Raw genomic sequence first — 26082 nt, 5'->3', positions numbered from 1 at the left:
ACCACCTGTCCGGTATTGACTACATCCCCGTGTCGAAGCGTCTTCCGGCGGCCGCGGCCGCCCTCTCTCTCCTTGTCCTGCTCGGTGCGCTGCCCGCCTCCGCGGCCGACGCGCCGCCGGCCTCCCGGTCAGGGCTGCCGCTGGGCCCGTCCGACCTCACCGAGACCCGGACCACCAGCACCCTGCAGCCCGGCGTCACCCTCACCCGGATCGTGCGCGGCGCCGAAGCCCCGGCGCTGCCGTGGACGGTCGAGGTGTCGATCCCGGGCGGCGCCGGTTCGCCCGACCCGGACGCGCCGCCGACCGCGCTCAAGGACCGGGTGAGCGCCGGTGAACTGGCCGACGAGCTCAAGGCGGACGGCTTCGCCGCGCGCGTCGAGGAGGTGACGACGCCCGCCGTCGCCGACTACGACGGCGGCACGCTGGGCTGGCGGGTGCGGGTCGGCAGCTTCGGATCGCAGGACGCGGCCACGTCGGAGCGCGGCCGGCTCGTCGCGGCCGGGTACGCCGGGTCGGCCATCTACACCGGATGGGACGGCGATCCGGACAGCGCCGACGACCGCGGCCCGTGGCGGGTCGACGTACTCACCATCGATCCGCGCCGCTTCCGCGGCAGCCTGCGGGCGTCGTACGGACCCGACTTGGAGCGGCGGGAGAAGACCAGCGAGCTGGCTGCTGAGGCCACTGCCGCGGTGAACGCAGGGTTCTTCGTCCTCGATCCGAAGGCGGGCGCGCCCGGCGATCCGGCGGGTGTGGGCACGTACGGTGGCCGGCTGCTCAGCGAGCCGGTCGGCGACCGCCCGGCGCTGGTGCTCGGCGCGGACGCGCGGCGGACGGACGTCACCCGTCTCACCTGGCGCGGCCGCGTCACCGGCGCGCACGGCTCGGAGCGGCTGGACGGCGTCAACCGCGTCCCCGGCCTGATCCGCAACTGCGGCGGCACCCCCGACGACTCCCCCACCGCCCGCCCGCTGCACGACGTGACCTGCACCGACCCGGACGAAATCGTCGCCTTCACCCCGTCGTACGGGCAGCAGACCCCGCCCGGCGACGGCCTCGAAGCCGTGCTGGACGCCCGCGGCCGCGTCACCGGCCTCCGGACCCCGCGCGGCGGCCCGCTCCCCGCCGGCGGCAGCTCCGTGCAGGCGACCGGCGACCGGGTCGCCGACCTCAAGTCGCTCGCCAGGCCGGGCGCCCGCCTGGCCGTCGACAAGACGCTGCTCGACCGGCGCGGCAAGCCGGTCCCCGCCTCCCGTACGACCGACATCGTCAACGGCGGCCCCGAACTCGTCCACAACGGCCGCACCCACGTCACCCCGGCCGCCGACGGCATGGTCCAGCCCGGCAACCCGAGCTTCTACTACGGCTGGGTCCACAAGCGGAACCCGCGCACCCTCGCCGGCGTGGATGCCTCGGGCCGCACGGTGCTGGTCACCGCCGACGGCCGCGGCACCGGCTCGCTCGGCCTGTCGATCCCCGAGAGCGCGGCAGTGGCCAAGTCGCTCGGCCTGCGCGAGGCGATCAACCTCGACGGCGGCGGCTCGACCACCATGGTCGCCGACGGCAAGGTGATCAACACCCCGTCGGACGCGGCCGGTGAACGCCCGGTGGGCGACGCGCTGCTGATCCTCCCGTAAAGCCTGATCCGCCAACCATCAGGAGCCGCCGTGATCCGCAGAGCCCGAATACTCACCCTGCTCTTCGCCTTACTCGTCGCGCTCAGCCCGGCCGCCCCGGCAGCCGCCTCCCCAAAGGGCGCCAAGGTCGTCGACGTCACCCAGGTCGCCGACCGCCAGGTCGACCTGTCCGTCCGCTCCCCCGCCCTCGGCGGCCGTACGGTGAACGTCCGCCTGCTCACGCCGGACGGCTGGGACCCGTCCGACCGGCGGCAGCACTGGCCGACGCTCTGGCTGCTGCACGGCTGCTGCGGCGACTACACCGCCTGGACGTCGATGACCGACGTGGCCCGCACCGCGGAGCTGCGCGACGTGCTCGTGGTGATGCCGGAGGCCGGCTGGAACGGCTGGTACAGCGACTGGTGGAACAACGGCGCGGGCGGTGATCCGGCGTGGGAGACCTTCCACACCGGGGAGCTGCGGCGGCTGCTGGAGCGGGACTGGGGCGCGAGCGCGAACCGGGTGACGGCCGGTCTGTCGATGGGCGGCCAGGGCGCACTGATGTACGCGGCCCGGCACCCGGGGATGTTCAAGGCGGCCGCGGCGTACTCGGGCTCCGTACACCCGCTGCTGAACGACGAGTCCGCGGACCGCATCATGGGCTTCTTCGCCGGACCCGGCGGGACCGACGACCCGCGGCGGGTGTGGGGCGACCCGGTCGAGCAGCGCGCGATCTGGCGGGCCCACGACCCGTACCACCTGGCCAAGCGCCTCAAGAACACCCCCGTCTACCTCTCCTGCGGCGACGGCCGGGCCGGCCCGCTGGATCAGCCGGGCGGCACCGACGCCCTGGAGGCTGACTTCAACCGCCAGAACCACGCCCTGGCGGACGCCCTCAGGAGCGCCGGCGCCAAGCACCTCACCACCAACTTCTACGGTCCGGGCAAGCACGCCTGGCCGTACTGGGAGCGGGAGTTGCAGGCCTCCCTGCCGATGCTGCTGCGGGCACTGGACGTTCGCCGAGCCTCGCCAATTCATCGGACCAGTAACCACAGATGATGCGCGCGAAGCCTTGACCACCCATCATGTCCCTGCAATCCTCCGATCTCTATGGGACGGAGATTGCGCTTACTCGTGGTCGCACTGGTCGCCGCACTCGCGGCCGGACTGCTCGGCGGGCCTCCGGCCGCGACCGCGGCGCCGCCCGTACCGCAGGAGGTCGAGCATCCGCGGCAGCAGTGGCTGCGCGACTCCACGGCAGGGCTCTTCCTGCACTGGGGGATGTACACCGCGCCCGCGCACACCGACTGCCGCGCGTGGGAGAAGTCGGTCACCGACGGCGGCTGGAGCGCCGATTACTGGGTCGACGAGGCGAAGAAGCTCGGCGCCTCGTACATCGTCCTCGCGACCTTCCACAGCCGGCTCGGCTACGCCCGCCCCTGGCCGTCGAAGATCCCCGGCAGCTGCGCCACCGAACGCGACCTGCTCGGCGAGCTGGTCAAGGCCGGCCAGGCGAAGGGCGTCAAGGTCATCCTCTACATGACCGACGACCCGCAGTGGCACAACGAGACCGGCACCGAATCCCTCGACTCGGCCGCGTACTCGAAGCACAAGGGCAAGGACGTCGACCTCACCACCCGGGAGGGCTTCGGCGAGTTCAGCTACGACCTCTTCCACGAGGTCATGGACCGCTACGACGACCTGGCCGGCTTCTGGATCGACAACGACAACGAATACTGGGAAGAACACCACCTCTACGAGCAGATCCGCGAGAAGCGCCCGTCCTGGCTGCTGAGCAACAACAACGAGGACACGCCGATCATGGACACCGTCAGCAACGAGCAGAAGACCGGCATGACGCCGTCCTACGACTACCCGCAGGCGGCCTTCACCCCGATGCCACGGCTGACCGAGGCGGACTACAAGCTCCCGACCGAGGGCGCCTGGTGGTACGACGGCAAGGACCACCCGGTCGACTACCGCCTCTCCACCGGCCGCTACGTCGCCAACGCCGGCTCCTCGATGAAGTCGCTGATGGCCGAGACGCCGATGGTGAACGGCAAGATGCCTCCGGCCCAGGAGAAGTTCAACGACTTCATGTCGACGTGGGCGCCGCCGATCCGCGAGTCCCTCGCCCGCACCGAGGGCGGCGGCTATCTGTACGGCGGGCTGCAGCCGGGCTTCTGGAACGACGGCGCGCACGGCGTGGTGACGGTCGCCAAGGAAGACGACAACACCCAGTACGTACACGTCCTCACCCGCCCCGGCGGCGACCTGCTGCGGCTGCGCGACAACGGTTACGACGTCACCGAGGTGACCGACCTGCGCACCGGCAAGCCGCTGCGCTTCAGCCAGTCCGGCGGCTATCTGAACCTCCTCGGCATCACCGCCTGGGATCGGTACGACACCGTCTTCAAGGTCGAGACGGCCGGTCAACGCGGCTACTACGACCCCAAGTCCCTCAAGGCCACGGCCTCTTCCGCGGCGGCCGGTCACCCGGCGGCGAACCTCGTCGACGGCACGTACCCCGGCTACTGGGACAGCGACCGCAAGGTCCCGGCATCGCTGACCATAGACCTGGGCCACCGCCGCGCCGCCACCACCCTCGCGGTCAACCAGCGGGAGAGCTCCCCCACCCACGCCCGCGTCTCCTTCGGCAGACCCGAGGACTCTGCGCGGATCAAGGACTACACGGTACGGGCGAGCGACGACGGCAAGCGCTGGCGCAAGGTCAGGACCGGCGTGCTGCCGAGCGCCCGCGGGGTGCGGTTCATCGACCTCGGGGCCCAGCGGGCCCGCTATCTCAAGCTCGACGTACACAGCCTCTGGGGTGGCGCGCAGGCGCCGGAGTACCACAACAGGCTGCAGATCGACGAGATCAAGGTGGGCCACGGCTTCGTGGAGTCGGACCCGTCGGCCGCCCCGCTGGAGGCTGAGGCGCCCGCCAACGGCCGCACCGGACGCGCCCGCTCCGAGCGCTGCGCCGGCTGCTCCGGCGGCCGCCAGGTCACCGGCCTCGGCGGTGGCACGGCCAACGCGCTCACGTACCACAACGTCCGGGCGGCCGAGGGCGGCGACTACCGGCTGCAGCTCGACCACACCGCGGCCGCCGCCACCTCCCTCTCGGTGCGGGTAAACGGCGGCGAGCCGCGGCAGGTCGCGGTCCCGGCGAGCCGCGCGGACGTGCCGGGCAGCACATCGGTGCCGGTGAGCCTGCGGGCCGGGGCGAATACGGTGCAGATCTACAGCACCGACCGCCACGGCCCCGGCGTCGACCGCGTCGAACTGGGCACCCTGCCACCGGAGTCGTCCGTGCCGAAGACCACCATGACCGTGCGGCCGCACGGCCTGCAGTGGGTCGGCAAGGGCGCGCAGTCGATCCGCGTGACGGCGAAGCTGCGGCTCGATGACGATACGGTGCTGGACGGGCTGAAGCTGGCCCCGAAGGCCCCCGACGGCTGGCAGATCGAGGGCGCTCCCGTCACCGCGGATCAGCTGCGGCTCGGCGGGACCATCGAGGGCGAGTGGACCATCACCTCACCCGCCGGCCGGGACGTGACGTCGGCCCAACTCCCGGTCACGGCTGCGTACTCCTGGCTCGGCCGCGCCCACGAGGCGCAGCAGGACGTGGGGGTACGGGCCCGGCCCGCCGACCGCGTATGGATGCGGGAGGCCGAGGACTCGGCGAACGGCATGGGCAGCACCGGACTGACCGGCTGCTCGCCCTGCTCCGGCGGCGAGAAGGTGCGCAACATCGGCGGCAGCGCCGCCGCCGCGGTGACCTTCCCGCAGGTGACGGTGGACAAGGCCGGCATGTACCGCCTCTACCTCGACTACACGGTCAACGGCACCCGCTCGTTCTTCGTCAGCGCGAACGGCGGCCCGGCGGCGGAGGCGAAGGTGAGCGGCTCGGGCAACAGCACGCCGGCGACGACCTCGGTGGCGGTGCAGCTGAAGGCGGGCGTGAATGAGCTGCGGGTCTTCAACGACGCCGCCGGCGCGCCGGACCTGGACCGGCTGTCGCTCGCCCCGTGATCAGTCCGCCAGCCCGACCAGCCGGGCGCTGTCCTGCCACAGGGCCTGGGCCGCCTTGTCGCTGCGGGCCTGCAGCGACGGTTCGGTAGTCCAGGTCAGGTGGCCGCGGCGGAGGGCGGCGTACGCGCCTCCCGGCGGGCGGGAGCCGCGGTCGAGGGCGAGTTCGGCGAGGGTGTTCCCGGCCGCGGCGCGGGAGTTGAGCGTCGGGCTGAAGCGGCGCATCGGCGCGCCTGCCGGAGTGCCCAGCAGGGACCAGGCCAGCCGCAGCGGCAGGGCGAGATGCTGCGCGAGACCCGTGCCGAAGACCTGCCCCGGGTCGTACGCGAGCGCGCTCACCTGCCGCTCCCCCGCCTCCGGCCGGCTCTGCAGCGCACGTACGGTCAGCACGGCGCACAGCTTGGACGCCGTGTACGCGTGCTGGCCCGCCTTGGCCGGGCGGGTGTCCAGGCCCGGGTCGCGTTCGGGATAGGCGAGCAGCTCGGCTTCCGCGTGCCGCGGTGTGACCAGGCTCGCCTTCGTGGCGGGGTCGTGGGTGCCGCTGGTGGTGAGCAGGACTACGGCGCCCGGCGCGAGGGCGGGCAGCAGGAGGCGCAGCAGTAGATAGTGCGCGAGGTGGTTGACGGCGAAGGTGGTCTCGTAGCCGTCGGGGGTGCGGCCGTCCGCGTCGGGGCGGATGAGACCGGCGTTCAGGACCAGGGCGGCTATGCCTTCGGCGCTGCCTGCATCGCCGCCGTCGAGCCGGTCGCGGACCTCATCGGCGAAGGTCCGGACGGCATCGAGGCTGGTCAGGTCGACGCCGATGCGTTCGCCCGCCCCGGTCGTGTCCCGCGCCCCCAAGATCAGCCGCACATCGCCGACCGCCAGCATCCGCCGCGCGGCGATCGCGCCGAACCCCGAGGTCCCGCCGGTCATTACCACCGTCGCCATGCCGCACCCCCTTGCCCAGCCGGGCCCCTCACCCGTACCACCGCCTCCCGGCGCTGTCAGCGGCTGCGGGCCCGTACGTGAATGCGCTCGCCCTGGCCGCCGAAGAGGCTGAGCACCTCGACGCTGCCGCGGCCCGCGGCGCCGAACCAGTGCGGCACCTGACAGTCGAACTCGGCCACCTCGCCGGGCCCCATCACGAAGTCCTGATCCGCCAGTCGGACCCGCAGCCGGCCGCGCAGCACGTACAGCCACTCGTATCCCGTGTGCGTCCGCAGCACGGGCTCCTCGTCATGGGCCGGGATCGTCAGCTTGTACGCGCGCGGCTCCCCCTGGGTGCGGGAGAGCGGCACCATCACCCGGCCTTCCTTCTTCGTCTCGTGCTGCGGCACCCGCGGGTCGACGATCCGCGGCGCGGCGACGATCTCGTCCAGGGGGATGCCGAGGGCGGCGGTGATCGGCAGCAGCAGTTCGAGGCTGGGCTTGCGCTGCCCGGACTCCAGCCGGGACAGGGTGCTGGTGGAGATGCCCGTGGACCGGGCGAGCGCGGCCAGGCTGACGTCCTTCTTCTCGCGGGCCCTGCGCAGCTTGGGGGCGATCTGGTCGATGGCGGCGGCGACGGCCGGTTCCTGCTCCATGCGGCCCAAGACAACCAAGGCGTCCCGGAATCGGCAATGAACTTTGCTGGTGTGGCACGGTCCGGCCGACGCTCTTCGCGGAGGTGATCCGCATGGAATCGACACTGGACACGCCGCCCGCGACCGCCGGTCGGCTTCCCGCCGGGGTGTATCTGCTGGGCTTCAGCCTGTTCGCCATGGGCAGCGCGGAGTTTCTGATGGCCGGGGTGCTGCCGGAGATCGCCGGGGATCTCGGCGTCGGGCTGTCCTCGGCCGGGATGCTCATCACCGCGTTCGCGATCGGGGTCGTGCTGGGCGGGCCGCCGTTCGCGGTGCTGAGCCTGCGCTGGCCGCGGCGTACGGCGCTGGTCGCGACGCAGGCGGTGTTCGCGGCGAGCACCGCGGTCGGGTTGCTGGGGAGTTATGAGGTGCTGCTGGTCATGCGGTTCGTGTCCGGCGTGGCGTATGCGGGCTTCTTCGCGGTGGCGTCGGTGACGGCGGTCGGGCTGGCGCCGCCGGGCCGCGCCGCGCGGGCGTCGGGGGTCGTGGTCTCGGGGCTGAGCGTCGCGATGGTGGCGGGCGGCCCCGCGGGGACGCTGCTGAGTCACGTCACCGCGTGGCGGGGCGGGTTCTGGGCGGTGGTGGCGCTGACGCTGGCCGGGATCGCGGGATGTGCGCGCGGGCTGCCTGCGGGGCGTACGGGATCCGGGGCCGCCGACGCGCCTTCCGCCCGGCCGAGCATGGCGCGTGAGCTGGCCACGATGCGCAACCCGCGGCTCTGGGCCGTCTTCGCCATCACCGTCCTCACCACCGCCGCGTACATGATCTCCTTCAACTACCTGGCCGCCATGCTGGAGGACCGCACCAATCTCCCCCAGGTCTGGATCCCGGCCGTCCTCGCCCTCTTCGGCATCGGCGCCTTCCTCGGCCTCGCCGTCGGCGGCCGCATCGCCGACCGGCGCCCGCACCTGGCGCTGCTCACCGGGGCGGCGGCGATCGCGGTCCTGTCGGGCGCGCTGGCCGGGGTGATCGAGCGGATCTGGGCCGTGGTGCCGACGGTGCTGCTGCTGGGCATCGCGGCCTTCGTGCTCAATCCCGCGCTGTACGGGCGGGTGTTCGCGATCGCCGGGGACGCGCCGACGCTGGCGGGCGCCACCACCGTGTCGTCCTTCCAGCTGGGCATCAGCATCACCCCGCTGCTGGCCGCCGCCTCCCTCGCCAACGGCGGTGCGCTCACGTCGGTCTGCCTGATCGGCGCGGCGCTGGCGGTGGCGGCGGTCCCGTTGATCGCCATCGACCGCAGGTCCTAGGGCCCGTGGTCCTAGTCCCAAGGGCGCAGACCTGGTCCGCCGGGTGCCCGATGCCGCGGGTGCCCGGCGCGCGGCATGCTCCTTCCCGTACTCAACGACGCGGGGAGGTGGCAGCCATGATCGGACCGGATGGGCCGAGCGCGGGCGCCCCTCACCGCGGCGCCCTCAAGGGCTGCGCGAACAAGTGCCCGCCGTCCCCGGTGCACCGCTACCCGAGCACGCACCGGACCACGGACGGACGAAAGGCACCACCATGTCTGCACCGCAGGCGCGCGACACCCGCCCGCAGCGCACCGGGCTGATTCTGGCCCTGCTGGCGCTCTCCCAGCTCATCATCGCGCTGGACTACAACATCGTGTACCTGGCGCTGCCCGACATCAGCGCCGACCTCGGCTTCAACTCCCAGAACCAGCAGTGGGTGATCAGCGCCTACGCCGTCGCGTACGGCGGCTTCCTGCTCCTCGGCGGGCGCGCGATCGACCTGCTCGGCCGCCGCCGCATGGCCGTCACAGGCCTCGCGCTCTACGGCGCCTCCTCGCTCATCGGCGGCCTGGCCTGGAACCAGGGCCTGCTCATCGCCGCCCGCGCCGTGCAGGGCCTCGGCGGCGCGCTGCTCTTCCCGGCCACCCTCGCGCTCATCTCCACCACCTTCGCCGCGGGCCGCGACCGCAACCGCGCCTTCGCCGTCTGGGCGACGGCGGGCGCGTCCGGGATGGTACTGGGGTCGCTGCTCGGCGGGGTGCTCACGGAGGCGTTCGGCTGGGCGTCGGTGTTCTACGTGAACGTGCCGCTGGCCGCCGTCGCGATGGCGCTCGCCTTCCCCCTGATCGCGCCCGACGGGCCGCGACGCACCGACCAGTCCTTCGACCTGCCGGGCGCGCTGACCGCCACCGGCGGCCTGACCCTGATCGTCTTCGCCCTGGTCCAGGGGCCGGAGTCGGGCTGGGCGTCGGCGCCGGTGCTGGCCTCGGCCGCGATCGGGATTGCCCTGCTGGCCGCCTTCGCGGTGATCGAGCGCCGCAGCGCGGACCCGGTGCTGCCGGTGCGGCTGCTGCGCAACCAGGACCTGGGCGCGGGCGTGGCGACCACGTTCATCTTCATGGCCACCTTCGGCACGCTGGTGTACTTCCTGATGACGTACTTCCAGGGCGTCCAGGGCTACGGCCCGCTCCGCACCGGCTTCGCCTACCTGGTCCCGATGGCCGCCGTCGTCGCCGGCTCCAACCTCGGCGGCCGCCTCAACACCCGCTACGGCGCCCGCCGCACGCTCCGCGGCGGGGTGCTGCTGGGCGTGATCGGCACGGTCTGGCTGGGTCTGGCGCTGACGCCGCACGCGTCGTACGGCTCGCTGGTGGCGCCGATGCTGGTGTACAGCCTCGGCCAGGGCATCGTCTTCACCTCGATGTTCGCGGCGGCGGCCGCCACGGTCCCGGCCAAGCAGCAGGGCGTCGCCTCCGGCATGGCCTCGACCGGCCAGCAGGTCGGCAGTGCGGTCGGCCTGGCGGCGCTGGTCGCCATCGCCAACTCCACCGTGGACGGCCAGACCGGCGAGGCGCTGCGAGTGGCGACGACGGACGGCCTGCGCACGGCGGTGTTCGTCGCGGCGGCGGCGATGGCGGCGCTGCTGGTGGTGGCCGGGCGCTTCGAGCGGTCGCCGGGCGGAGAGACTGCGGAACGGCAGGCGGAGGCACCGTCGCAGGAACCGGCCGGCATCGCGCGCGGTCGCCAGGTCAGGTAGACGTGCACGGACGACGCCGCCGGTCCGGCCGGCCGGGTCACCCGATCGGCCCACGGCGGGTGCTGCGCCTGGCGTGCGGGAGTCCCCTGGAGGTATGCGCATACGCAGCTCCCTGGCCGGGGTGGCGGTCGCCACCGCCGGGGCCGTCGCTGCGGTCGCCGCGATTGCCGGGGCGCAGGCGCCGCCGTCGCCCGACGCCGGCGCGACGCCCGGCGGCGCCCGGCTCGTCGTGCACTACGAGCGCGGCAAGACGGAGGGAGATCGCCGGGTGCAGCGCTTCCTGCGCCGCAACCGGGTGCTGGAGCAGGTGTCCTCCTACGCCGGCGAGCGGATCGCGCTGCCGCACGACATCCCCCCGACCGGGAAGAGCTGCGGCTACGCCAACGCCTTCTGGGATCCGGAGACCAAGACCATCACGTACTGCTATGAGCTGGTGAAACAGCTCAAGCCCGTCTTCCGCTCCCAGAACACCAAGGGCAGCCCCGAGCAGCGCACCAAGGCCACCGACGAGGACCTGATCGGCCTCACCAACGGCGTCCTCTTCCACGAACTGGGCCACGGTCTCGTCCAGCTGTACAACCTGCCGATCACCGGCAAGGAAGAGGACGCCGTCGACCAGCTCGCCACCCTGCTGCTCGCCGGCGGCGACGAGGAGCACGTCGACTACGCGATCAGCACCATCAACGCGTGGGCCGGGCTGACCCAGGCCGATCAGGCACCCGGCCTGCGCGAATATTCGGACGAGCACTCCTTCAGCGCGCAGCGCTATTACAACGAGACCTGCTGGCTCTACGGCTCCAACCCCAAGCGATACGCGGACGTCGTGGAGAAGGACGGCAACCCCGACGGGGTGCTGCCGCAGGAGCGGGCGGAGCGCTGCCCGGACGAATACCGGCAGCTCTCGCAGTCGTGGTCGACGCTGCTGAAGCCGTACTGGAAGAAGCAGGCCGGCGCCGCGTCCCCGGCCGCCGCCGACGATGACCCGGGCAAGCTGGTGGCGGTGTACGAGCCGGGGCAGACGGAGGCCGACCGCCGGGAAGAGCGGTTCCTGAGCCGCAACAGGGTCCTGGACCGGATCGCCGCCGACGCAGGCGCTCGCATCGTGCTGCCGGACATCATCGGCGTGAAGGCCACCAGCTGCGGCGAGCCCAACTCCTTCTGGCGCTCCTACCAGCGCCAGATCGTCTACTGCTACGAGTTCGCGGAGAAGGCCAGGAAGGTCTTCCGGCAGCCGGACGCCCAGGCCGACGGCGCCAAGCCGACCGCCGCGGAGGTGAATGAGGACGTCACCGGCTTCACCAACGCGATCGTCTACCACGAGCTGGGGCATGCCCTGATCGACCTGTACGACCTGCCGACCACCGGCAAGGAGGAAGACGCCGTCGACCAGCTCGCCGTGCTGCTGCTGACCACCGGCGACGACCGGCACGCCGGCTACGTGATCGACACCATCAACGCCTGGGGCGGTTTCGCCGCCGCGGACAAGGCCGACCCGAACGCCACCGACGGCCTGGACAAGTACGCCGACGAACACTCCCTGGACAGCCAGCGCTTCTACAACTGGGCCTGCTGGCTCTACGGCTCGGACCCGGACGCGTACGCCGACGTCGTGCAGAACGACGACAACCCCGACGGCATGCTGCCCAGCTCCCGCGCCGCCGGCTGCGACAACGAGTACCACCGCATCGACAAGGCCTGGAAGACGCTGCTGAAGCCCTACCTGAAGGCCCGCTGAGTCCCTCTACTCCGCCCCCGGCCCCGCCAGCCCGTACAGCAACAGCGCCGTCAGGCTGTCGATGATCTCGTCGTCACCCGCCCCCGGCCCGTCCTCGCCGGCGGTGATGACGGCGTACCCGACCATCGAGACCATCGCACCCATGGCCGCGGCAACCAGCTCCGGTTCGCCGGGCAGGTGGTGGCCGCGGCCGCGCAGCCACTCCAGGTGGTCGCGGAAGGCGACCGTCTCCGCGGCGAGGCTCGCCCAGGCGCGGCCTTCCGCGGGCGGGCCGGCGAGGTTGGTCTGCATCATCGCGGCCACGACCGGCAGGTGTTCGCGGATCATCCGCCAGCTCAGCGCGAGGTGTTCGCGTAGCTGATCGGGGTCCGTGAGGTCGTGGTCGACGGCGTGTCCGGCCGCGCCGATCTCCGTGCCCGCCTGCGCGATCATGTCCTGCAACAGAGCCCGCAGTAGCGCGTTCTTGTCCGCGAAGTGCGCGTAGAAGGAGCCGGTGGCGCGGCCGGCCTCGCGCGTGATGGATCGGCATGAAGGTGACGGTCTACGAGACGTATGCCGAACCGGCGGGACAGGTGGGCTCGTTCCTGAGCCTGGCGTCCAACGGCCTGCGGGTACTGCGCACGCTCGGCCTGCTGGAGCGGGTGCAGGCGGCCCGCTTCGCGGTGCCGCGGCAGCGCATGTGGTCGGGCTCGGGCAAGCTGCTCGGCGACGTGCCGCGGGGGCGGCTGAGCGGCGACGATCTGCATAGCGTGACCCTCATGCGGGGCGCGCTGGTCGAGGTCCTGCGCGCCGAGGCGCTCGCGGCCGGGGCGGAGATCATCACCGGGGAGCGGGGGGTGGACGTGATCACCCGGCATGACCGGCTGCCGCCAGCGATCTTCGAATCCACCACCGAACTCCACCACCCCACCCATGCACCGCCTCGCCTCGGTCCCCGTCCACCGCGGCGCCCGCATCGCGCTGCTCGGCGACGCCGCGCACCCGGTCGGCGCGGGACAGGGCGCCTCCATGGCGCTGGAGGACGCCCGCTCGCCCGTCGGATGCGCGACGTGGTGATGCCGCTTGCCGTCCGCTTCTTTTACGAGCGGGCCACCGCCTGGCTGTATACGTACGACTGCGGCGAGCTCAGGGCGCTTGAACCGAGTGACTCACCGCCAGTGGGTCGAAGCTGACGCGCGTCACGGAGGCGTCGTCGCTCCAGCGCACTTCAAGGCTGCCGGCATCCGCATCCACACCGGCAACCACCGCCGAGGGAACAGCGCCACCGGTCAGCGAGGCCAGCGCCACGAACACCTGCGTGCCCTCCGCCGCACCGGTCAGCCGCGGCATCCGGGCCCAGGGCGTGTAGGCCGTGCCCTCGGGGGCGCGTTGCTCATCCCGGTCGGCCCAGCCGAGCAGGGGTTCCAGCCCCGACAGGGTGTCGTCGTCGCGACCCGTCGCCCAGCCGGTCAGCGTCACCCGCGCCCCGGGCGGCGCGCCGAGCACGCGGTGGACGCGCAGTTCGTACGGGCCGCGCGCCACCGTCACGCTCTCCACCAGCAGCCCCGGCACCATCTCAGGACCGGCCCCGTAGACCGGGCGGTGCCAGGACGCCGCCCACCCCCAGCCCTCACCGTCACCCGCGCCCAGCGGGTGGATGCGGCGCCGGACGCTCGGCACGCCGGCCACCTCCACCGCGAAGTGGTTGTCGGCGGTGTTCTCCGCCGATGTCGGGCCCGTGGCGGTGGAGTAGGCCAGGCGCCCGTAGTGCGGATCGTCGGCGGCGGCCGACTCACCCTCGTGCGGGCGGACATGGTCGCTGCCGTGGTTGTGCAGCCGCACGATCCCGTCCGCCCGCGTGGAGTGGATCAGCAGGCCGGGTCCCGGCAGCGCGAGCACCTGATCCCCGGTCTCGACCGGGGCCGGCTCCTCCCCGGCCGTCCACAGCTCGTGCCCCGCGCCCGCCAGCAGCCCGACGAAGCCCTTCGATGCCCAGTACGGCGACGCCGGCCCCGAGTACCGCTGCAGCGAGGCCGCATGCGGCCCGTACCAGCCCAGGCTCAGCAGCCCGTCCTCCCCCACCGCGCCGCGGTCGAGGAAGTGCTTCAGGCAGCCGCTGATCACCCTGCGCGAAGCACCCGCCGACAGCGGCGAGTGACCCGTCAGCGCCCCGAGCGCCACCGCCGCAGCCGCCGCGAAGCGGTACGTCAGCGAGCGCCCGAAGTGGATCGGCGCGCCGTCCGCGCCGAAGAGCAGCGCATGGCTCTCCAGGTACTCGCTCAACCGCTCCCCGTGTCGCGCCAGCCGCTCCGTATCGCCCGCCAGATACGCGTCCAGCACCGGATACAGGTGCAGCGCCCACCCGTTGTAGTGATCAAAGGCCCGCCCGTCGCCATCCGCGTACCAGCCCTGCCCCCGATACCACCCCTCCAGCAGCTCCTCCGCCCGCGCATGCGCCCGCGCCGTCTCCTCGTCGCCGCGCCCGACCGACTCCAGGAAACCGGCCACGGAATGCGGGAAGAAGTACCAGTTGTTCGGCGCCGGTACGTGCCGCAGCGACCCGCGCAGCCACTCCTCCGCCCGGTCCTGCACCCCCGGCTCCAGCCGGTCCCACAGCCACGGCCGGGTCAGCCGCAGGCCGAGGGCCACCGACGCGGACTCCACCATCGGCTGCCCCTGTGCGGGGGTGCCGAAGATCACCGGCCACGACTCGGCGTCGTCGCGCCCCGGCGTCGCGGTCCCCGCGGCCAGCCCGTCGGCATAGCGCTCCAGCATCCCGTCCGGGTCCTTCCCGCCCGCGCCCGCGGTGCGGAAAGCGGCGGCCAGGAACGTACGGGCGTACCCCTCAAGGCCGTCCGAGCGCACCCCGGAACGCGACGGCCGCCCCGGCAGGTCGAGCAGCGCCCCGCGCGGCGTCGCCCACCGCCAGGCCGCCCGCAGCAGCCCGTCGGCCGCGGCCTCCCAGTGCTCGCGGGTGTAGCCGGTGTGCGGGCTGAGGTCGCGGTCGTCGGCGGGGAGTTCAAGGTGAGCGGTCATGCGAGGAAGGCCAGCCTTTCGCGTCGTACGGGATGATCGAAGCCCTCGCCCGCCGCCCAGCGGGCCACTTCGCCGGCGGCGAGGTCGGCGAGGCGGCCCCATTCGTTGCCCTGGGAGCCGGCGAGGTGCGGGGTGATGGTGACGTTGTCGCAGTCCCAGAGCGGGTGGTCGGGCGGGAGCACCTCCGGGTCGGTGACGTCGAGGACGGCGCGGATCCGGCCCGCGGTCGCCGCGTCGGTGAGGGCGTCCTGGTCGATGACGGCGCCGCGGGCGGTATTGATCAGCACCGCGTCGGGGCGCATCGCGTCGAGGAGCGTGCGGTCGACGAGGCCGCGGGTCGCGGGCAGCAGCGGCGTGTGCACGCTGACCACGTCGCTCTCCGCGAACAGTTCGCGCAGCCCGACGGGCCGCGCGCCCAGCTCCCGCGCCTCGTCCTCCGACACGTACGGATCATGCAGAAGAATCTGCAGGTCGTGCGGGCGCAGCAGCTCGATGGTGCGGCGGCCGATGAGCGAGGCGGAGAGGATGCCGATCGTGCGGCGGTAGTTGCCGACGGACTGCGGGACCGCGTACGGGCTGCCGGCGCTGCGCGCCGCCTTGAAGTCGCGGGCGCGCTCCAGGACCTGCTTGCCGCTGAGCAGGATCATCGAGACCGTGTACTCCGCGACCGGCAGCGCGTTGGCGGCCGCCGCCGAGGAGACCTCGATGCCGCGCTCCCAGCAGGCGTCGGTGATGTGGCCGCGTACGGACCCGGCCGTGTGCACGGCCGCGCGCAGCCGGGGCGCCGCGGCGAGGGCGGCCGCGTCGAGGCGCGGGCAGCCCCAGCCGGTGATCAGCAGCTCGGTGTCGCGCAGCACCGAGCGGGCGTACGGGGTGGTGAAGTCGTCGAGCACGGGGCCCTGGTGAAGGTCGCAGACGGCGGCGAGGGCCGCCCGGGACTCGGGGGTGAGGACGGCCTCCGCGATATGAGCCTTCATGGCGAGGGCGGCCTTCGGATGGTGCGGGTGGGTCACTTCGTGGCTCCTGCTGTCACTTGACGGCTCCTGCGGTGAGACCCGAGCGCCAGAACCGCTGCAGCAGCATAAAGGCGGCGATCAGCGGCAGCACCGCCAGCAGCGAGCCCATGACGACGACGGGGTAGTACTCGGGTGAGACGGAGGCTGAGCTGTTCCAGGTGTACAGGCCCAGGCTGAGCGGATACAGGTGCTGATCGGACAGCATCACCATGGGGAGGAAGAAGTTGTTCCAGATCGCGGTCAGCTGGAAGAGGAAGACCGTGACCAGGCCGGGGCCGAGCATCCGCAGCGAGACCTTGAAGTACGTGGTCAGCTCGCCGGCGCCGTCGACCCGCGCCGCCTCCAGGACCTCGCGCGGTACGTATCCCTCGCTGAAGATCCGGCCGAGGTAGACGCCGAAGGGGTTGAAGAGGACGGGGATGAAGACGGCCCAGAAGGTGTCGACGGCGCCCGCCTTCGACGCCATCAGGTAGAGCGGCAGCGCCAGCACCGTCTGCGGGACCATCACGGCCGCGAGGACGAGGCCGAAGACCTTCTCCTTGTGCCGGAACCGGTATTTGTCGAAGGCGTAGCCGCAGGCCACGCTGATCAGGGCGCTCAGCGCGGCGCCGAGGACGGCGTAGAGGAGGCTGTTGACGTACCAGCGGCCGTAGAGCCCGCCGTCCATGGCGAAGAGGTCGCTCAGGTTCTGGCCGAAGGAGAAGTTGCTGAGGTCGAGGATGTTGCTGCTGAAGAGGGCGTCGCGGTCCTTCGACGCCGCCAGGACCAGCCACAGGACCGGCAGCAGCGTGTAGAGGACGGCGATGCCGACGATCGTGTTGACGGCGGCGCGGCTCAGCATCCGGGGCCGCAGGATCATGGACCGGGCGCTCATCGGCCGTCCTCCTCGCGGGTGCGGGTGGTGATGCGGGTGACGCCGTACGACAGCGCGATGGTGCAGATCAGCAGGATCACGGAGGCGGCCGCGGCCAGGCTGTAGTTGTTGCGGGTGAAGGCCGCGTCGTAGATGTACATGCTGGGCGTGAAGCGCGAGTTGATCATCGGGGTCGACTGGCTGAGCAGCATCGGCTCGGTGAAGAGCTGCAGCGCCCAGATCAGCGTGAAGAGCGACACCATGACCACCGCGGACCGCACCAGCGGCGTCTTGATCTGCAGCGCGGTGCGCATCCAGCCGGCGCCGTCGACGACCGAGGCCTCGATCACCTCGCGCGGTACGGCCTGGAGGGCGGCGTAGAAGATCACCATGTTGTAGCCGAGGTTGCTCCACAGCGCGATGTTCACGATCGACGGAAGCACCGTATGCACGCCGAGGAAGTCGATGGTGATGTCGCCCTTGGCGAAGAGGTCGACGATCGGGCTGAGGCCCGGGGTGTACAGGTACAGCCAGATGATCGCGGCGATGATGCCGGGCACGGCGTGCGGAAGATACAGCGCCAGCTGCGCCGAGGCCCGTAGCCGTACGACGCCCGAGTCGAGCAGCAGCGCCAGAGCGAGGGCGGCGATCACCATCAGCGGGATGTAGATCAGGCAGTAGAGGGCGACCAGGCCGAGCCCGCCGAGGAAGGTCGGATCGGTCAGCACCGCGGCGTAACTGCGCAGCCCGACGAAGACGGTGCGCTCGGGACCGAAGCCGAGCCCCGGCTGATCGTCGCTGAAGAAGCTGAGCCAGACGGCGGTGCCGACGGGGATCAGGAAGACGACGGCGAGCAGGACGAGGAAGGGCGCCATCAGCACCGCACAGGCCCCGCCTTCGCGGCGCCGCGCGCTGGCGCGGGCGGACTTGGCGGGGGCGGGCTTCGCGGTCGGTGCGGTACGGGCCGGTGTTGCGGTCGTGGTCATCAGTTGGTTCACCTTCCTCTCTACGAACTGCGCTGGGTGGTTGTGAGACCAAGGGACTTCAGGTCCGGCATCGTGCCTTCCTGGGCTGCCCGTACGGCGCCGAGGATGGAGCCGGAGCCGCCGCCGGCCTGCGCGAAGCCGTCCTGCATGACGCGCTGGGTGGCGGTCATGCGCGGGCCCCAGAGCCAGCCGTCGCGGACCTTGTCGGCTTCCTTGCGGAAGAGGGTGTAGATGTCCTGGCCGCGGTAGTACTCGTCGGGGAAGGCCTTGCGGCCGACGCCGACGAGGCCGGGTGCGGCCGGGTACTGGCTGCTAGCGCCGCTGGAGAGGCGGGCCTTGAGCGCGTCCGGGTGGGAGACCTGCCACTCGATGAACTCCATGGCGGCCTCGGGGTGCTTGCTGTCCTTGGTGACAGCGAAGGTGGACCCGCCGTGCGTGCCGACGGCCGGCCGGTCCGGGTCCCACTGCGGCAGCGGGGCGACCCGCCACTTGCCCTTGTGGCCGGGCTGGGCGGACATCAGCGCCCCGGCGTCCCAGGCCCCGGTGAGCCGGGTCAGGACGAGGCCGTCGCCGATCTGGGCCTTGTGCTGGTTGCTCTCGCTGCCGTTGGCAAGGACCAGGTCCTCGTCGAGCATCCGCTGCCAGTACGCGGCGACCTTGCGGGTCGGGGCGTCGGCGAGGGACACGTTCCAGGCGCCGTCGCGGGTGTCGAACCACTGCGCCCCGGCCTGCCAGGCGTACGCGGCGAACTGCATGCCGCCGTCGGTGGGGAAGAGCACGAGCTTCCGCTGCCGGGACTTGGAGCGCACCTTACGGGCGGCCTCCTCGAATTCGTCCCAGGTGCGCGGCACCCGCAGCCCGAACTCCTCGAAGAGGTCGGTGCGGTAGTGCAGCACCATCGGCTCCACGTCGAGCGGCACGGTGTAGGTGCGCTTCTCGAAGGTGGTGAGGGCGAGGGCCTGCGGGAGCAGCTTGCGGCGCAGTCCGGCGCTCATCAGGTCGGTGATGTCGCGGGCGACGCCGTCGATGGCGAAGCCCGGGACCTGCGGGTATTCGATGGTGGCGACGTCGGGGGCGTTGCCGGCGCGGGCGGCGTTGCTCAGCTTGGCGTAGCCGCCCTGGCCGCCCGAGGGGATCTGCTGGAAGTCGACCTGGATGCGGTCGTGGGTGGAGTTGAACTTGTCCACCACCTCCTGGCTGCCGCGCAGCGCGGACCAGAAGGTGATGTGTACGGCGCCGCCGGTGCGGGCGCTGCTGCTACTGCTGCCGCCGGAGCAGGCGCTCAGCGCACCGGCCGCCAGTGGGGCGGCGGTTGCGGCGAGCAGGGTTCGGCGGCTTGGTCGACCGGGCATGGAGGGCCTCCCGCGGCTCATCTTCGGAGACACGGGAATCCTGACCGCCTGAACGGGTCCGGTCAATATACCGATCAGAAGAACTTAAAGCGGTCAAACGGTCGTTGCGGCCTGGGTGGACCCGCGCACCTCGAGCCGCGGCAGCAGCTCCACCCGGCTCCCGGGTGGCGCGCCGCCGTCCTTCCCGCCCCGCCCGAGCCGGCGGAGCAGCAGCTCGGCGGCCATCCGGCCGACCTCCGCCTTGGGCGGGGCGATGGCGGTGAGCGGCGGGTTGCCGAGGGCTGCGACCACGTCGTCGTACGCCACCACCGAGCAGTCCTGCGGCACCTTGAGCCCGGCGTCGGCGAGCTGCTGCACCAGCATCAGCGCGTCCACGTCGCCGTGCAGCACGGCCGCGGTGGCGCCGCGCTTGCGCAGCAGCGCGGCGAGTTCGACGGGGGTGCCGGGGCCGTGGTCGGCGCCGGCGTCGGGCGCGCTGTAGATGACATCCCAGGTCTCGCCGTCGCTGCGTTCGGCGGCGATCGCCGCGAAGGCGGCCCGTACGGCGCGGGCGGTGGGGCTGTCGTCGCGGGCGGCGAGCACGATGCGGCGGTGGCCGAGCCGCAGCAGGTGGTCGACGGCCAGGTGCACGCCGTACCAGTGGTCGGAGCAGACGGAGTCCATGGCATGCAGCAGGCTGCCGGGCCGGGGCCGCCGCTCCATCAGCACGGCGGGCACCTCGGCGGTGGCGTCGGCGAGCCACGCGTAGTCGCCCTCCTCGACGGCCGCGCTGCGCCACCGCGGGGCGAGCAGCAGCCCGCGTACGCCATCGGCCAGCGCCCGCTCCACGATGGGCCGTTCGGTGCCGGGCGCCTGCGGCGCGATCAGCAGCGCGGGCCGTACGCCCGCGGCTTGCAGCACCTCGCGGGCGCCGTTCATGGTCTCGTACAGATAGGCGTGCCGCTCCGGCACCACGATCCCCACGGTCCCGCCGGCCGGCTCCGCGGCCGGCTCGGCCCGCTGCACGGGCACCACGGGGCGGGCCACGCCATGGCCGCGGCGCAGCTTCCCGGCGCGGGTCAGATCCTCGATGTCCCGCCGGATGGTAATGATCGAGACCTCGAGGTCCCCCGCGAGTTCGGTCAGCCGCACCTCCCCGCGCGCCTGCACCGTCGCCAGGATCCGCCGCCGCCGCACCTCCGCAGACTCCCGCATCCCCCGCCCTCCTCCCGCGCCTGGACGTTCGTTTGAACGCTTCGGCGCCAGAATAACGATCGCCGCGGACCGCGACCACGGATGCCCGTATCCGGACCGGTAAAGGCGCTCACGCTTCGACATGCTCGGCGCGGCCCGGCCGAAAGGTTCCGGCCGCTGCCCATAACTCCCGCGTGGGGGCAAGTGAGATGTCTCCGGGCGGCATGCGCGTGCCGATACTTTGGCCCATGTTGCTACGCCGCGCGTGCACCTTCATCGCTACCGCCGCGGTCGGCCTGGCCGCGGCCGTCGCCGCTCCCGCCGCCTCCACCGCCGCACCCCGGGCGGCCGTCGTGGCCCCCGACATCCCCCTCGCCAACGTCAAGGCGCATCTGTCCCAGCTGCAGTCCATCGCCAACGCCAACGGCGGCAACCGCGCCCACGGGCGCACCGGCTACCGTGCCTCGCTCGACTACGTCAAAGGCAAGCTCGACGCCGCCGGATACACCACCACCATCCAGCAGTTCACGTCCAACGGCGCTACCGGCTACAACCTCATCGCCGACTGGCCGGGCGGCGACCCGAACAAGGTGCTGATGTCCGGCGCCCACCTCGACTCGGTCAGCTCCGGCGCCGGCATCAACGACAACGGCTCCGGCTCCGCCGCCGTCCTGGAGACCGCGCTCGCCGTCTCCCGCGCCGGGCTGCAGCCCACAAAGCACCTGCGCTTCGCCTGGTGGGGCGCGGAGGAGCTGGGCCTCGTCGGCTCCAGGTACTACGTGAACAACCTCCCGTCCGCCGAGCGCGCGAAGCTCACCGGGTATCTGAACTTCGACATGATCGGCTCCCCCAATCCCGGCTACTTCGTCTACGACGACGACCCGGCCCTGGAGAAGGTACTCAAGGACTACTTCGCCTCCATCAACGTCCCCACGGAGATCGAGACCGAGGGCGACGGCCGCTCCGACCACGCCTCGTTCAAGAACGTCGGCATCCCGGTCGGCGGCCTCTTCACCGGCGCCAGCCGTACGAAGACCTCGGCCCAGGCGCAGAAGTGGGGCGGGACCGCGGGCCGCGCCTTCGACTCCTGCTACCACTCGTCCTGCGACACCACGTCGAACATCAACGACACCGGCCTCGACCGCAACAGCGACGCCCTCGCCCACGCGGTGTGGACGATCGGCACCGAGCCCGACATCCCGGGCCGTACCTTCGAGAACACCACCAACGTCGCCATCAGCGACAACGCCACCTCCACGTCCCCCATCACGGTCAGCGGCATCGGCGGCAGCGCCCCAGCGGCGCTGAAGACCTCCGTCGACATCAAGCACACCTGGCGCGGCGACCTGGTCATCGACCTGCTCGCCCCGGACGGCACCGCGTACCGGCTGAAGAACTCCAGCGGCAACGACTCGGCGGACAACGTGCTGGCGACCTACACGGTGAACGCCTCCGCCGAGCAGGCCGACGGGGTCTGGACGCTGCGGGTGCGTGATGTGGCGGCGAACGACATCGGCTACATCGACAGCTGGAAGCTCACCTTCTGACGACCGTGTCCGGCAAGCCGCCGTCCCGGCGCCTTGAGGCGACGAAATATCCGGCCAACAGCCCGACGATGAGGAAGGCGAGGCGGCCGGGGGCCGGCGGCGAGTCGGGCGGGGTGACGTATCCGCCGTCGGCGAGGCCCGCCGCCCGTTCAAAGTGGTTGAAGGCGCCGGGGAAGAGGGATTCGTCGGCGCTGTACAGCGCCGGGAAGGCGAGCGGGCCCGCCAGCAGCGTGGATACGGCCCACTGGTCGGCGTGCTTCGCCTCGTGCTCCGACAGCCGGCGCATCCGCGGCGACGCCGCCTCGGTGCGCTGGTCGGTGAGGAAGACCGTGCCGTACATGGTGCCGCCGCGCGAGAAGCCGTTGTCCATCACGACGGCCGTGGTGCCGTTCCCCGCGCACTGGTACGCGGCGCCGCCCCTGGCCTCGCCGTAGAGCAGCGCGGCGCCGGAGACCGGGGCGTTGATCGCGGTCCGCAGGGTCTGCCAGGCGCCGCCGTGCTGCGGTGGCGCCTTCGGTGCGGAAGATGGCGGCCCGTACGTGGGGGCCGCCGCCTCCGCCGGCCACACCGGCGCCGGTGCTGGACACGCCCGCAGGTCACCGGCGACCGCGATGCCGGCGAACAGGCTCGCGCACACCAGCTGCACCACCGCCCCGCCCACCACGAGCAGCACCCGCCGCCGCGTCGGCCGCTCGCCCCGCAGCGTGCCGCGGACCGCGAGCGCCAGCCCCAACAACCCGCCGCACGCCAGGCATGCCGCCCACCAGCACGCCGCTCTTCGTCGCTGCCGGACCCCGACCGGGACTTTCCGTATCGGCGGTCCGGCCGGGGATAACGGGCGGAGGGATGTTGTCGTGGTCGCCATGGAGCTCCTCTCCTGGCCACGGCAGGCGAGTCAAGACGTCAGCATCACGCTCCTATAACATAAGGGATTCGATTGGGACTCGGGGAGTCGGGTCCACGTCAACCCGTACTCCCGGGGCGCGTTACTCGAACCGGTCGACCGCCCCGGCCCCGCGCCGTACGACCTCCGCCTCCCCGCTGGAGAAGTCGATGACGGTCGTCGGCTCCGTACCGCAGTCTCCGGAGTCGACCACCGCGTCCACGGCGTGGTCGAGCGCCTCCTTGATCTCCCAGCCCTGCGTCATCGGCTCGTCCTCGCCGGGCAGCAGCAGCGTGCTGGACAGCAGCGGCTCATCCAGTTCGGCGAGGAGTGCCTGGGTGACGACGTGGTCGGGGATGCGGACGCCGACGGTCTTCTTCTTCGGGTGCTGGAGCATCCGCGGCACCTCGCGGGTCGCCGGGAGGATGAAGGTATAGCTGCCGGGAGTGGTCGCCTTGATCGCGCGGAACACGTCGTTGTCGATGTGCACGAACTGCCCGAGCTGCGCGAAATCGCGGCAGACGAGCGTGAAGTGATGCTTGTCGCCGAGCCCGCGGATCGTACGGATCCGCTCGGTGCCGTCGCGGTTGCCGAGGCGGCAGCCCAGCGCGAAGCAGGAGTCGGTCGGATACGCCACGAGCGCGCCGTCGCGGATGCTGTCCGCGATCTGGCCGATCGCCCGGGGCTGGGGATTGTCGGGATGAACGTCAAAGTACCTGGCCACGGCGGAAGCTTACGGTCCGCGCGGACGCGCACCGGGCGGAAGAGCGTAGATGAACACGTACAGATGAGCGCTTGTTTACCGCACGTAACCGTCGGATACTCCCGTCAGCGTTTGTCAGGGACACGCCGCGACCCGGATGGCGTCCCTCCCCCACATCTCTGCCTGAGGAGGCCGAGTTGAGAACCAAGCGCACCATCTCCCGATTAGCGATCGTCTCCGCGCTGGCCGCTGCGGTAGCACTCACACTGCCATCGGCCCAGGCGGCAACCACCGCCGACCACCCGACCGCGGAAGCGCGGGCCGCCGTGGCGAACACCGACATCCCGGGCACCGCCTGGGCCACGGACGGCCAGGGCCGCGTGCTGGTGACCGTCGATAAGTCGGTCAGCGGCAGCGAGCTCGCGACGGTCAAGAAGGCGACGGCCAAGTACGGCGACAGCGTGCGTATCCAGCGTACGCAGGGCACCTTCAGCACGCTGCTGCGCGCGGGCGACGCCATCTACGGCGGCCCGTACCGCTGCTCGCTGGGCTTCAACGCCCGCAGCGGCAACACGTACTACCTGATCACCGCGGGACACTGCACCAACGCGGCGAGCACGTGGTACGCCAACTCCTCGAAGACCACCCTGATCGGACCACGCACGGGAACCAGCTTCCCCACCAACGACTACGGCATCGTCCGCTACCAGAACACCTCGCTCAGCCACCCGGGCGGCTTCACCGTGGCCGACGCCTATGTGGGCGAGAATGTGACCCGGCGCGGCTCGACGACCGGCGTGCACACCGGCAGGGTCACGGGCCTGAATGCGACTGTCCGGTACGCCGAGGGCACGGTGTACGGCATGATCCAGACGAACGTCTGCGCCGAGCCCGGTGACTCCGGCGGCGCGCTGTACGACGGCAGCAGGGCGCTCGGCATCACCTCGGGCGGCAGCGGCAACTGCTCCTCGGGCGGCACGACGTTCTTCCAGCCGGTACGGGAGGCGGCGAACCGCTACGGCGTGACGATCTACTGACGGCACGGCGCAAGAGTCCAAGCCACGGACCGGGTTCGTCCATGGCGGGGCTGGGGCGTGGGGCGGTAAAACCTCCACGCTCCAGTCCCCCACAACGAGACGAGTCCCCCATGTCCCGAGCCCGGACCCTCCGCCGCAGCCTTCTCGCCGCCGCCGGCGCAGCCCTGTTACTGGCCGTACCGCAGGCCGCACACGGCGCCGTCGGCGGCGGCAACGTCCTGGTCAACTGGTCCCTCCCCGGCACCCCCGCGGACGGGCTGTCCAACATCACCTTCCCGATCACGGTCAACCCGGAGACCGCCCACAAGGCGGGCATCTACTTCGCCCAGCAGTACGACTTCGCGAACGCCATGGGCTACACCGGCCTCCAGCCCCGCGAGAACAGCGGCGGCAAGGAGCGCCTCTCCGCCCGCTTCTCCACCTTCACCGCGGGCGCCACCACCTCCGACCCGCTCTGCCACGAAGGCGCCGACGGCGGCCCCGGGGTGACCTGCGCGGTGGACTTCGACGCGGTCTACGGCCATCGCTACGACATCAAGGTCGAGCGCACCGGCACCAACACGTGGTCGGGGACGGCCAGGGACACGGTCAGCGGCGCCTCCCACCACCTGGGCACCTGGACGCTCCCCGACGGCAGCGGCAACCTGAAAGGCACCCAGGTCGGCTTCGTCGAGTACTACCTCGGCATCCCCAGCTGCGCCGAGATGCCCCGCTCGGACGTCGTCTTCGGCGGCCCGACGTCCTCCGACGCGGGCGGGCTGAGCGGGACGACGCGGGCGAGCCACGAGTACTCCGACTGCGTGGGCGAGGGCAACTACAAGGCGGCGGACGACGGTTCCGGCACCCATGTGACCCGGGGCTTCGTGAGCTAGAGCCCCAGGATCTCCAGCACCCCGTCGAGCGATGTGACCTCGTGGGCGCGATAGCCGGGCGCCGGCTGCTCGGTGCCGCGGTTGAGGTAGACCGTGTCGCGTACGCCGAGGTCCGTCGCCGACATCAGGTCGTAGCGCGGGCTGGACGATACGTGCAGGGTCTCGTGCGGCGCGCAGCCGAGCTGCTCGTGGAGGAACTCGAAGGCGCGCAGGCGGGGCTTGTACGCCTGTGCCATCTCGGCGGTGACCACCGTGTGGAAGGGGGCGCCGAGCTTGGCGACGTTCCGGTCGACCTGCTCGTCCGCGGCGTTGGAGAGGATCGCCAGCGGGTAGTGCTCGGCAAGCCGGGCGAGGGGCTTCGGGACGTCGGGGTGCGGGCCGAAGTCCGGCACCGCGGCGTAGACCCGGGCGGCGTCCGCCGGGCGGAAGGGGATGCCGGTGGCGGCACAGGCGCGCTCCAGGGTGCGGGCGACGACCTGGTCGTACGGGCGCCAGTCGCCCATCACTTCGTCGAGCGAGTAGCGGCCGAAGCGCTGCAGGAAGGCCTCCGTCTCGCCCGGCGGGAGGAGGTCTGCGACCGCCTCCTGGGCGGCAGCGCCGATGGCGAAGTCGATGAGCGTTCCGTACAGGTCGAAGGTGATGAACTTGGGCTTCGTCATACGTACAACGC

The 26082-nt window shown here is 71.9% G+C and carries 22 protein-coding genes; 10 read left to right on the top strand and 12 right to left on the bottom strand.

Annotated features, from left to right (window positions below; translation table 11 throughout):
- Window positions 1-29: 29 nt before the first annotated feature.
- The 3 genes from ACNNMR_RS41345 to ACNNMR_RS41335 all read left to right on the top strand — a co-directional run bounded on the left by ACNNMR_RS41345 (window position 30) and on the right by ACNNMR_RS41335 (window position 5651).
- Window positions 30-1637, top strand: coding sequence for a phosphodiester glycosidase family protein (locus ACNNMR_RS41345; protein WP_419999890.1), 1608 nt, complete (start codon window positions 30-32; stop codon window positions 1635-1637).
- A 30-nt stretch (window positions 1638-1667) separates the two neighbouring features.
- Window positions 1668-2675 carry an alpha/beta hydrolase gene (locus ACNNMR_RS41340; RefSeq protein WP_419999889.1) on the top strand — a complete coding sequence of 336 codons (1008 nt, stop codon included), beginning with the start codon at window positions 1668-1670 and terminating at the stop codon, window positions 2673-2675.
- A 75-nt stretch (window positions 2676-2750) separates the two neighbouring features.
- Window positions 2751-5651 carry an alpha-L-fucosidase gene (locus ACNNMR_RS41335; protein WP_419999888.1) on the top strand — a complete coding sequence of 967 codons (2901 nt, stop codon included), beginning with the start codon at window positions 2751-2753 and terminating at the stop codon, window positions 5649-5651.
- Here the strand turns inward: ACNNMR_RS41335 and ACNNMR_RS41330 are convergent, their stop codons facing one another.
- Both ACNNMR_RS41330 and ACNNMR_RS41325 read right to left on the bottom strand, forming a co-directional pair.
- Window positions 5652-6578, bottom strand: a complete 927-nt coding sequence (locus ACNNMR_RS41330; protein WP_419999887.1) for an SDR family NAD(P)-dependent oxidoreductase — start codon at window positions 6576-6578, stop codon at window positions 5652-5654.
- A 56-nt stretch (window positions 6579-6634) separates the two neighbouring features.
- Window positions 6635-7213, bottom strand: a complete 579-nt coding sequence (locus tag ACNNMR_RS41325; RefSeq protein WP_419999886.1) for a helix-turn-helix domain-containing protein — start codon at window positions 7211-7213, stop codon at window positions 6635-6637.
- A gap of 92 nt (window positions 7214-7305) precedes the next feature.
- Here ACNNMR_RS41325 and ACNNMR_RS41320 point away from each other — a divergent pair, with 92 nt between their 5' ends.
- From ACNNMR_RS41320 to ACNNMR_RS41310, 3 genes are all read left to right on the top strand, one after another.
- Window positions 7306-8502, top strand: a complete 1197-nt coding sequence (locus ACNNMR_RS41320) for an MFS transporter (protein ID WP_419999885.1) — start codon at window positions 7306-7308, stop codon at window positions 8500-8502.
- 253 nt (window positions 8503-8755) lie between these two features.
- Window positions 8756-10240, top strand: a complete 1485-nt coding sequence (locus tag ACNNMR_RS41315; protein WP_419999884.1) for an MFS transporter — start codon at window positions 8756-8758, stop codon at window positions 10238-10240.
- Between the two features lie 94 nt (window positions 10241-10334).
- Window positions 10335-11975, top strand: coding sequence for a DUF4344 domain-containing metallopeptidase (locus ACNNMR_RS41310; protein WP_419999883.1), 1641 nt, complete (start codon window positions 10335-10337; stop codon window positions 11973-11975).
- A 6-nt stretch (window positions 11976-11981) separates the two neighbouring features.
- Here ACNNMR_RS41310 and ACNNMR_RS41305 read toward each other — a convergent pair whose 3' ends face one another.
- Window positions 11982-12407: a hypothetical protein gene (locus ACNNMR_RS41305; protein WP_419999882.1), complete on the bottom strand. Its 426-nt coding sequence runs from the start codon at window positions 12405-12407 to the stop codon at window positions 11982-11984.
- Between the two features lie 95 nt (window positions 12408-12502).
- Between ACNNMR_RS41305 and ACNNMR_RS41300 the strand changes: the two genes are divergently transcribed.
- The gene (locus ACNNMR_RS41300) at window positions 12503-13147 is read left to right on the top strand and encodes a hypothetical protein (RefSeq protein WP_419999881.1); all 645 of its coding nucleotides are present in this window, start codon (window positions 12503-12505) and stop codon (window positions 13145-13147) included.
- On the opposite strand, the gene ACNNMR_RS41295 is transcribed toward ACNNMR_RS41300, so the two are convergent.
- The 6 genes from ACNNMR_RS41295 to ACNNMR_RS41270 form a co-directional block, all read right to left on the bottom strand.
- Window positions 13101-14990: a DUF2264 domain-containing protein gene (locus ACNNMR_RS41295; protein WP_419999880.1), complete on the bottom strand. Its 1890-nt coding sequence runs from the start codon at window positions 14988-14990 to the stop codon at window positions 13101-13103. The genes ACNNMR_RS41300 and ACNNMR_RS41295 overlap by 47 nt on opposite strands.
- Window positions 14987-15967 carry a hydroxyacid dehydrogenase gene (locus tag ACNNMR_RS41290; RefSeq protein ID WP_420000650.1) on the bottom strand — a complete coding sequence of 327 codons (981 nt, stop codon included), beginning with the start codon at window positions 15965-15967 and terminating at the stop codon, window positions 14987-14989. The genes ACNNMR_RS41295 and ACNNMR_RS41290 overlap by 4 nt, the downstream gene beginning before the upstream one ends.
- Window positions 15968-16019: 52 nt before the next feature.
- The gene (locus ACNNMR_RS41285) at window positions 16020-16880 is read right to left on the bottom strand and encodes a carbohydrate ABC transporter permease (RefSeq protein ID WP_419999879.1); all 861 of its coding nucleotides are present in this window, start codon (window positions 16878-16880) and stop codon (window positions 16020-16022) included.
- Window positions 16877-17845: a carbohydrate ABC transporter permease gene (locus ACNNMR_RS41280; protein ID WP_419999878.1), complete on the bottom strand. Its 969-nt coding sequence runs from the start codon at window positions 17843-17845 to the stop codon at window positions 16877-16879. Before ACNNMR_RS41280 ends, ACNNMR_RS41285 begins: the two co-directional genes overlap by 4 nt.
- Window positions 17846-17865: 20 nt before the next feature.
- Complete coding sequence (locus ACNNMR_RS41275) at window positions 17866-19197, bottom strand: ABC transporter substrate-binding protein (RefSeq protein ID WP_419999877.1); 1332 nt, start codon at window positions 19195-19197, stop codon at window positions 17866-17868.
- 93 nt (window positions 19198-19290) lie between these two features.
- The gene (locus ACNNMR_RS41270) at window positions 19291-20391 is read right to left on the bottom strand and encodes a substrate-binding domain-containing protein (protein ID WP_419999876.1); all 1101 of its coding nucleotides are present in this window, start codon (window positions 20389-20391) and stop codon (window positions 19291-19293) included.
- Between the two features lie 227 nt (window positions 20392-20618).
- Between ACNNMR_RS41270 and ACNNMR_RS41265 the strand changes: the two genes are divergently transcribed.
- Window positions 20619-21917: a M28 family metallopeptidase gene (locus ACNNMR_RS41265; protein ID WP_419999875.1), complete on the top strand. Its 1299-nt coding sequence runs from the start codon at window positions 20619-20621 to the stop codon at window positions 21915-21917.
- On the opposite strand, the gene ACNNMR_RS41260 is transcribed toward ACNNMR_RS41265, so the two are convergent.
- Both ACNNMR_RS41260 and ACNNMR_RS41255 read right to left on the bottom strand, forming a co-directional pair.
- Window positions 21907-22782 (bottom strand): hypothetical protein, encoded by an 876-nt coding sequence (locus ACNNMR_RS41260; protein ID WP_419999874.1) that lies wholly within the window; start codon window positions 22780-22782, stop codon window positions 21907-21909. The genes ACNNMR_RS41265 and ACNNMR_RS41260 overlap by 11 nt on opposite strands.
- 121 nt (window positions 22783-22903) lie before the next feature.
- Window positions 22904-23524, bottom strand: a complete 621-nt coding sequence (locus ACNNMR_RS41255) for an L-threonylcarbamoyladenylate synthase (RefSeq protein WP_419999873.1) — start codon at window positions 23522-23524, stop codon at window positions 22904-22906.
- A 176-nt stretch (window positions 23525-23700) separates the two neighbouring features.
- Here ACNNMR_RS41255 and ACNNMR_RS41250 point away from each other — a divergent pair, with 176 nt between their 5' ends.
- Both ACNNMR_RS41250 and ACNNMR_RS41245 read left to right on the top strand, forming a co-directional pair.
- Window positions 23701-24540, top strand: coding sequence for a S1 family peptidase (locus ACNNMR_RS41250; protein ID WP_419999872.1), 840 nt, complete (start codon window positions 23701-23703; stop codon window positions 24538-24540).
- Between the two features lie 110 nt (window positions 24541-24650).
- A complete protein-coding gene (locus tag ACNNMR_RS41245) occupies window positions 24651-25412 on the top strand; it encodes a hypothetical protein (RefSeq protein WP_419999871.1) in 762 nt (253 codons plus the stop codon).
- On the opposite strand, the gene ACNNMR_RS41240 is transcribed toward ACNNMR_RS41245, so the two are convergent.
- Window positions 25409-26071 carry a haloacid dehalogenase type II gene (locus ACNNMR_RS41240; RefSeq protein WP_419999870.1) on the bottom strand — a complete coding sequence of 221 codons (663 nt, stop codon included), beginning with the start codon at window positions 26069-26071 and terminating at the stop codon, window positions 25409-25411. The two genes, ACNNMR_RS41245 and ACNNMR_RS41240, sit on opposite strands and share 4 nt — an antisense overlap.
- Between the last annotated feature and the right edge of the window lie 11 nt (window positions 26072-26082).

The sequence above is a fragment of the Streptomyces boninensis genome (assembly GCF_048572725.1).
Classification (GTDB): domain Bacteria; phylum Actinomycetota; class Actinomycetes; order Streptomycetales; family Streptomycetaceae; genus Streptomyces; species Streptomyces boninensis.
Note: the sequence above shows the minus strand (reverse complement) of the source record. Positions and strands in the feature narration are given on the sequence as shown.